The sequence below is a fragment of the Nonomuraea sp. NPDC049725 genome (genome assembly GCF_040674795.1).
Lineage (GTDB): Bacteria > Actinomycetota > Actinomycetes > Streptosporangiales > Streptosporangiaceae > Nonomuraea > Nonomuraea ceibae.
In genome coordinates this window covers 1-1,118 of the sequence record NZ_JBFANJ010000046.1, presented here as the reverse complement: position 1 = coordinate 1,118, position 1,118 = coordinate 1, and the positions used below count along the sequence as shown (strand labels likewise).

The 1,118-nt window shown below is 64.8% G+C and carries 1 protein-coding gene; it reads left to right on the top strand.

Annotated features, from left to right (window positions below):
• Positions 1–179 precede the first annotated feature (179 nt).
• On the top strand, positions 180–1,118 hold a 939-nt coding region (locus tag AB0J53_RS45210; RefSeq protein ID WP_364184589.1), incomplete at its 3' end, for a hypothetical protein.

The window sequence follows — 1,118 nt, the reverse complement described above, 5'->3', positions numbered from 1 at the left end:
CGGTTCCTGGCCGCTCTGGCGAATGATGTCCGGAATTTTGTCTCGCACCAGTTTCCCCATGTCCCGGAGTCCTCCAAGGTCAGTACGGCAGAGGTGCTGAGCCTACTGACCCTCAGTGACATCCTCCTGATCGCGAACTACCCTTAACCGGTCGAGATCATGATCAAGGCTGGCAGCTGATGAGTGTGGAGTTCTTTCGCGAAGAGCCGACTGCCCGATCCTCCTGGCGGCTGGCGGTGCTCATGGGCGCCAACGTGCGCACGTACAAGTTCGCTCTGGGGGAGGCGCTGCTGGGCGCTGCCGCCGAGGGACGTACCGACATCCCGCTCAGCGAGCTGGCCGAGCCGTACGCGATGAGCCTGGTCGAGCACCTGGCCCAGGCGCCGCAGGCATCATCGAAGACCGCCGCCGGCGAACTGGACTTCCTGACCGTGGCCCAGCAGGAGGCCGCGGAATCCGTACGGCAGGGTTCTCCGACCGGGAAGCTGCTCGCGGCTGCGATGAAGTCGATGCCCGCAATGGTGATGCAGAAGTTTCACAACCTGCGCGGCGGCAGTGGCGGCTCTGAGGTGCCGCACCGCTTCTACGAAGTCACCGGCACTGGCCAGAAGCGGGTGGTCAAGCTGACCGAACACCTGCGTGAAGTCGCTCTGTCCGAGCAGCGGGAGAACCTTCAGACGGAGCTGGCGGCGAGGTGGAGCATCGTCGAGACGTCATTCGCCGCCGGCGTGGGACGGAGTCTGATCGAGGAGGGCATCGCGGTCGACCTTGAGACGCTGCGCATCACGGACAAGGAGCGGCGGCGTTCGGTAGCGGGGGTCACCGAGGCCGTCATCGGCTTCCAGCATGGCCGCTGCATCATCTGCGCTGAACTGCTCATCGCCGGCGTCGATGCGATCGCCGTCGACCACGTCTTCCCGTACTCGTTCAAGCGGCTGCTGCCCGGCTCTGCTGCCATCGACCTGGACGCCATCTGGAACCTCGCCCCGGCGCACGGAGCCTGCAACGGGCAGAAGAGCAACCAGCCGCCTACAGAGGGGCAGCTGACTCGCCTGGCGCTTCGGAACGAGGCGATCATGCAGTCACCTCATCCGTTGAAGACGACGCTACAGCTGATC